The sequence below is a fragment of the Yoonia sp. genome, from assembly GCF_965660735.1.
Lineage (GTDB): Bacteria > Pseudomonadota > Alphaproteobacteria > Rhodobacterales > Rhodobacteraceae > Yoonia.
In genome coordinates this window covers 1-6,081 of the sequence record NZ_CBFIBD010000067.1, presented here as the reverse complement: position 1 = coordinate 6,081, position 6,081 = coordinate 1, and the positions used below count along the sequence as shown (strand labels likewise).

General features: G+C 62.7%; 6 protein-coding genes. 3 read left to right on the top strand and 3 right to left on the bottom strand.

Features of this window, described 5'->3' with window-relative positions; translation table 11 throughout:
• Positions 1 to 415, bottom strand: a 415-nt coding sequence (locus ACTG4B_RS15140; protein WP_439156537.1) for a cobalt-precorrin-5B (C(1))-methyltransferase, incomplete at its 3' end; no start/stop codon positions are given.
• Between the two features lie 97 nt (positions 416 to 512).
• Here ACTG4B_RS15140 and cobA point away from each other — a divergent pair.
• The 3 genes from cobA to ACTG4B_RS15125 are packed head-to-tail and all read left to right on the top strand — an operon-like array spanning position 513 to position 3,938.
• Entirely contained in the window at positions 513 to 1,364 is an 852-nt protein-coding gene (gene cobA / locus ACTG4B_RS15135; protein WP_439156536.1) for a uroporphyrinogen-III C-methyltransferase, read from the top strand.
• A gap of 60 nt (positions 1,365 to 1,424) precedes the next feature.
• Positions 1,425 to 2,672, top strand: coding sequence for a cobyrinate a,c-diamide synthase (locus ACTG4B_RS15130; protein WP_439156535.1), 1,248 nt, complete (start codon positions 1,425 to 1,427; stop codon positions 2,670 to 2,672).
• A 42-nt stretch (positions 2,673 to 2,714) separates the two neighbouring features.
• Positions 2,715 to 3,938 carry an MFS transporter gene (locus ACTG4B_RS15125; RefSeq protein WP_439156534.1) on the top strand — a complete coding sequence of 408 codons (1,224 nt, stop codon included), beginning with the start codon at positions 2,715 to 2,717 and terminating at the stop codon, positions 3,936 to 3,938.
• On the opposite strand, the gene ACTG4B_RS15120 is transcribed toward ACTG4B_RS15125, so the two are convergent.
• Positions 3,935 to 4,702, bottom strand: a complete 768-nt coding sequence (locus ACTG4B_RS15120; RefSeq protein WP_439156533.1) for a squalene/phytoene synthase family protein — start codon at positions 4,700 to 4,702, stop codon at positions 3,935 to 3,937. The genes ACTG4B_RS15125 and ACTG4B_RS15120 overlap by 4 nt on opposite strands.
• 27 nt (positions 4,703 to 4,729) lie before the next feature.
• Positions 4,730 to 6,081, bottom strand: a 1,352-nt coding sequence (gene cimA / locus ACTG4B_RS15115; protein WP_439156532.1) for a citramalate synthase, incomplete at its 5' end; no start/stop codon positions are given.

Genomic DNA, 6,081 nt, shown 5'->3' with positions numbered 1-6,081 from the left:
GATAAAGCGCCGCCATTTCCGCTACCACATCCTGCATCATCTGGCGCGGCACCGGGTTGATCGCCGGCTCGCCCACACCAATCGGCAATCCCGCCTTGGTCACCGTGCCGACACCTTCACCGGCCCGGAACTGAACACCCCCGTCCGAAGCCGACACCGTCACTACGATCAGCGCACCATGGGTCACGTCGGGATCGTCGCCCGCATCCTTGGTAATCCCCGCCCGCGCCCAGTCGTCGCCGGCCTCGGCCAGCGCCAACGGAAACACCGGCGTTTCCCCTTTTGGCAGCACGATCCCCACCTGCGCAGGGAACGCACCACCCCATAGACGCATCAGCGCCGCCTTGGTGGCGGCGGTGGCACAGGCGCCCGTGGTCCAGCCCCGGCGCAACTCTTGTGTCGGTTTGCGTGTCATCGGTGCGACGATAGGCAGGCGCGCAGATGACGGCAATGCGCAATCCAGTGTCGTTTGGCATCTTTCCAAGGCCTGCCATCGACGGCATAAAGGGGTCATGAAAACCAATGCCCCCCTTCCTGCCCACACATGGCCCGAAATGCAACCCGGCTGGGTCTGGCTGTGCGGTGCGGGCCCCGGCGATCCGGGGCTGCTGACGCTGCATGCGCTCAACGCGCTGCGACAGGCCGATGTCGTGATCTATGACGCGCTGGTGCAAGAGGCGATCCTGGATTGGGCACCGCAGGCAGAACACATCTATGCCGGTAAACGCGGCGGCAAACCATCCGCGAAACAGCGCGATATCTCGCTGCGACTGGTGGACCTTGCGCGCGCGGGCAAACGGGTGCTGCGGCTGAAAGGCGGCGATCCCTTCGTTTTCGGACGCGGCGGGGAAGAGGCGCAGACGCTTGTGCAGCATGGCGTGCCGATCCGCATCATTCCCGGCATCAGCGCCGGTATCGGCGGGCTGGCCTATGCAGGCATTCCTGTCACCCACCGCGATGTAAACCAGTCGGTGACTTTCGTCACCGGGCATGACCAGTCGGGGAATACGCCCGGATCGCTGGACTGGGCAAGTATCTCCAAGGGAAGCCAGGTCATCGTGATCTACATGGGAATGAAACATATCGCCCAGATCGCCGGACAACTGATCGCCGCGGGGCGCAGCATTCATGAACCCGTCGCAGTGGTGACCACCGCCACGACCGCCGATCAAAAGGTGCTTGAAACCACGCTGGGCACGATCACGGACGACATCGCAACCGCTGGTCTGGAACCGCCTGCGATCATCTGCGTCGGTCAATCCGTTCTGATGCGCCAGGTGCTGGACTGGCAAGGGCAGGCCGCAGGGCACCCCCCACGCAATCTTGACCCGCTCAGCCGGGGTCGGCCCGCCGAATCCGCCTGAAATGGTCATCATCTTGCCCGAAATACTCCCGCCGGAGGCTTCCGCACTCGGCCCCGCGCGATGAGCGTGATCATCAGCGCCCCCGCCTCGGGCAGCGGCAAAACCACGATCACCCTTGGGCTGCTGCGTGCGATCAGCCGGCACACCCCGGTCCGTGCCGCGAAATCCGGCCCCGATTACATCGACCCGCGCTTTCACGCGGCTGCCTGCGGGCAGGAATGCCTCAACCTTGACGCTTGGGCGATGACGCCGGACCGTATCCGCGCGCTTGCCGCCGGTCACATGCCGCTGATCGTCGAAGGGGCGATGGGGCTGTTCGATGGTGCGGCCCCCGATGGCAAAGGTGCGACCGCCGATCTGGCGCGTATCCTTGGGTTGCCCGTGGTGCTGGTGATCGATGCGGCACGCATGGCGGGGTCCATCGCACCGTTGGCCAATGGCTTTATCACCCATGACCCGCGTGTGCCCATCGCGGGGGTGATCCTCAACAATGTCGGGTCGCCCCGGCATGAAACCATGCTGCGCCGCGCGTTGGGCGACATCACAGTCTTTGGCGCAATCCCACGGACAGCGACACTGACCCAGCCGTCCCGCCACCTTGGTCTTGTGCAGGCGCAGGAACGCCCCGATCTGGAGTGTTATCTGGACCATGCCGCTGATCTGATCGCAGCGCATTGCGATATTCCCGCGCTCTTGGCGCTGCACAACGCCACATTGCCCAATGCGCGGGCGGCGCGCATCGCCCCGCCAGCACAGACCATTGCCATCGCACGGGACGCAGCGTTTGCCTTCAGCTATCCGCATGTGCTGGCAGACTGGCACGACGCGGGGGCCGCGCTGCATTTCTTTTCACCCCTCGCCGATGAACCAGCACCGAAGGCCGATCTGATCTACCTGCCGGGCGGTTATCCGGAACTTCATGCGGGGCGGCTGACCGGGAATGTGCGCTTCATGGACAGCCTGCGAAAGACCGACGCGCAAATCTACGGTGAATGCGGCGGCTATATGACCCTTGGGCAAACCCTCACTGATGCCAAAGGTGTGACCCATGAAATGGCCGGTCTGCTTTTGCTTGCCACGTCTTTTGCAACACGCAAGCTGCATTTGGGCTACCGCAGCCTGCATGCGACAACCGGACCGTTTGAGGGCGCGTGGCTGGGCCATGAATTTCACTATGCCACGACGCTGCGCGCCGAAGGCACACCACTGTTCAAGGCCCGTGACGCCGAGGGAAACGCCCTGCCCCCGGCCGGGCTGGTGCAGGGGCGCGTCTGCGGGTCTTTCGCGCATCTGATTGACAGAGACTGAGAGACACTTGCCACGCCCCGTCTTCGGGCGTAACGAATGCGTATGACTGCATATGTTGATGACACCCGCGCCAAGCGCAATGTAGCCGTTCTGGTCATGGCGCAGGCCATCCTCGGGGCGCAGATGCCGATGATTTTTGTCATTGGCGGGCTTGCGGGCGGGATGCTGGCCAGCAACCCCTGCCTCGCCACATTGCCGATTTCGCTGATCGTTTTCGGGTCGATGACCACCGCGCCATGGCTTAGCCCGCTGATGCAGCGCAACGGGCGGCGGTTCGGATTCATGATCGGGGCATTCGGCGGGGCGGCGGGTGCGCTGTTGGCGGCCTACGGGCTATACACCGGATCATTCCTGACACTGCTGGCAGGGTCTTACCTGACGGGCATCTACATGTCAGCGCAGGGTTTTTACCGTTTTGCCGCAACCGACGTCGCGTCAGAAGAATTCCAGCCCAAGGCAATTTCTTATGTCATGGCGGGCGGTCTGCTGGCCGCGATCATCGGGCCGCAGCTGAACAAACTGGTGCAGGACGCCTATGTCGTGCCCTTTGTCGGCACCTATCTTTCAGTTGCCGCAATGAACCTTGTGGGAATGCTGCTGTTTCTCGGGCTGGACCTGCCGCGCGGCACCAGATCAGACCCCGAACCGGCCATAGCCCGCGCCAAAGGGCGTAGCCGCGCTGAATTGTTGCGCGACCCGCGCATTGTCGTCGCGATCATCTGCGGGATGGTATCCTATGCGCTGATGAACCTTGTCATGACGTCGACCCCATTGGCGGTGGTCGGATGCGGGTTTTCAACAAATAATGCCAATGACATCGTCACCGCGCACGTGTTGGCGATGTATGTGCCATCGTTCTTTACCGGCCACCTGATTGCACGCTTCGGGGTGGAACGTATCTTGGCTGCCGGGCTGGTCATTCTGGCCGGGGCCGGTCTGGTCGCCCTGTCCGGTGTTGCACTGACCAATTTCTTCGTGGCCCTCATCCTGCTGGGCGTCGGCTGGAATTTTGGGTTCATCGGGGCGACATCGATGCTGACCAGCGCCCACCGCCCCGAGGAACGCGGCGCGGTGCAAGGCATGAACGACATGATCGTATTCGGCATGGTCACGGTCGCGTCGCTCGCCTCTGGCGGGTTGATGAACTGCGCGGGCGGCACGGCCGTCGAAGGCTGGAGCGCGGTCAATCTTGCGATGGTGCCCTTCCTGGTGCTGGCGGGCGGGTCGCTGATCTGGCTGGTGCGGCTGCCGCGGGCAGTGGTTTAGATCCACCAGCCGCGCAGGGTAACATGCAATAACCGCAGGCTTTGCCCGAATGGGTAAGGATCAAGTGCGGCCAGCGCCACGGCAGACGGGTCTTTGACGGCATTGGACAAAACCGGTCGCGCGGCGTGTCCACACAACAGCGCATGCCCCGCATCACGCGACACGCCCGCCTTGCCCTGCCGGGCGGCATTCAAACGGTCCAGTGCGTCAGCGGCCAGAGTTTTCACCCCGGCATGTGATCCGTCCACCAGTGGAATACGCCCGCTGTCTTCCAACCCAGGCACAGCGCGCAGGAAATTTGCAACGCCAACGCCATAGGCAAAATCGCGCACGGGAGCTTCATCCGCAGGCCCCAGCAAACGCGCGGCAGTCCACATCAGATGCCCCGATGTGGCATCAATATAGCTGTCGAAATGGGCAGCGTCCTCAAAGGTATCCTTGTAGACATCCCAACGCCGCGCCGCGATCAGTCCATCCAGCAACACCGCAGCTTGGGTATCCAGCACACTGGCCAGCGCATCCACGACCTCATGCTTGCGGACTTTGCCACCGCCTCCGATTTCCTCCAGCGCATCACGCCACCACTGCAGGCGCATTTCCGCGATCATCGGTTCCTGCGTCACCCAAGGCGCGCGTGATACTTCCACGTTGAAGGCATAAAGCGGAAACAGCACGCGCCGCGCCGCCACTGGGGCGGCCATGGTGGCGCGAAAACGGTCGGGATCCGCGCGTTCGACAAGGGCAGCGCATGCGTGCAGGCTCATGTCATCATCTTGCCAAAAATACTCAAATCAGGCCTCTGCCCCGTCGCGGATCAGTTTCCAGTTGATCGCATCCACCAATGCATCGAAGGACGCATCGACGATGTTGGCGCTGACGCCCACTGTGGACCAGCGGTTGCCCTTGCCATCCTCGCTGTCAATGATCACGCGGGTCACGGCCTCGGTGCCGCCATTGGTGATACGTACCTTGAAATCCACCAGTTCAATGTCGTCGATCATCTCTTGATACGGCCCCAGATCCTTAGCGAGCGCACGGGCCAGCGCGTTCACCGGCCCCTGATCCGATCCGTCCGGCCCCAGGCTCTCGCTGACGTTCAGAAACTTTTGCCCGCGCACCTTGGTGACCACGACAGCCTCGGACAAAGACACCATCCTGTTGCGCTTGTTCTTGCGTCGCTCCACCGTCACGCGATAGCGCTTGACCTCGAAAAAGGAAGGCATCGTGCCCAGTTCCGTCCGGGCCAACAGTTCGAAACTCGCCTGCGCGGTGTCATAGGCATAGCCGTCTGCTTCGCGTTCCTTGATCCGTTCGACGATCCGCGCCAATGCGGGATTGCCCGCCTCGACGATGATCCCCGCATCGGCCAGCCGCGCGCGCAGGTTGGATTGCCCCGCCTGATTGGACATCGGCACAATGCGCGTATTGCCTACCGCCGCAGGATCGATATGTTCATAGGTGCCGGGGTCCTTGGCGATGGCCGATGCATGCAGCCCCGATTTATGTGCAAAAGCCGACGCGCCGACATAGGGTGCCTGTTTGGCCGGCACACGGTTCAGGATATCATCCAGCAGACGTGAAGCACGCCGCATGCCACGCAAGGCATCTTGCGTCACGCCTGTGTCAAACCGGCTGACGAAGGGTTCTTTCAACAGCAGCGTCGGAATCAGCGTCGTCAGGTTGGCGTTACCACAGCGTTCGCCCAGACCGTTCAGCGTGCCCTGGATCTGCCGCACACCGGCCAGCACCGCGGCCAGCGAATTCGCGACCGCATTTTCCGTGTCGTTATGGGCGTGAATCGCCAGCCGGTCACCGGGGATGCCGCTGGCGATGACGGCGGTGACGATCGTGCTGACCTCATGCGGCAGGGTGCCGCCGTTGGTATCGCACAGCACAATCCAGCGCGCACCGGCATCAAAGGCTGCATGCAGCGTCGCAATCGCGTAATCGGGGTTCGCCTTGTAGCCGTCAAAGAAATGCTCGGCATCAAACAGCCCCTCGCGGCCCCGCGCCGCGATATGGGTGAAGCTGGCGCGAATATTCTCGGTGTTTTCGTCCAGTGAAACACCCAGCGCGCGGGTCACATGATAATCATGCGCCTTGCCGACCAGACAGACGGCGGCGGTGCCCGCATTCATCACCG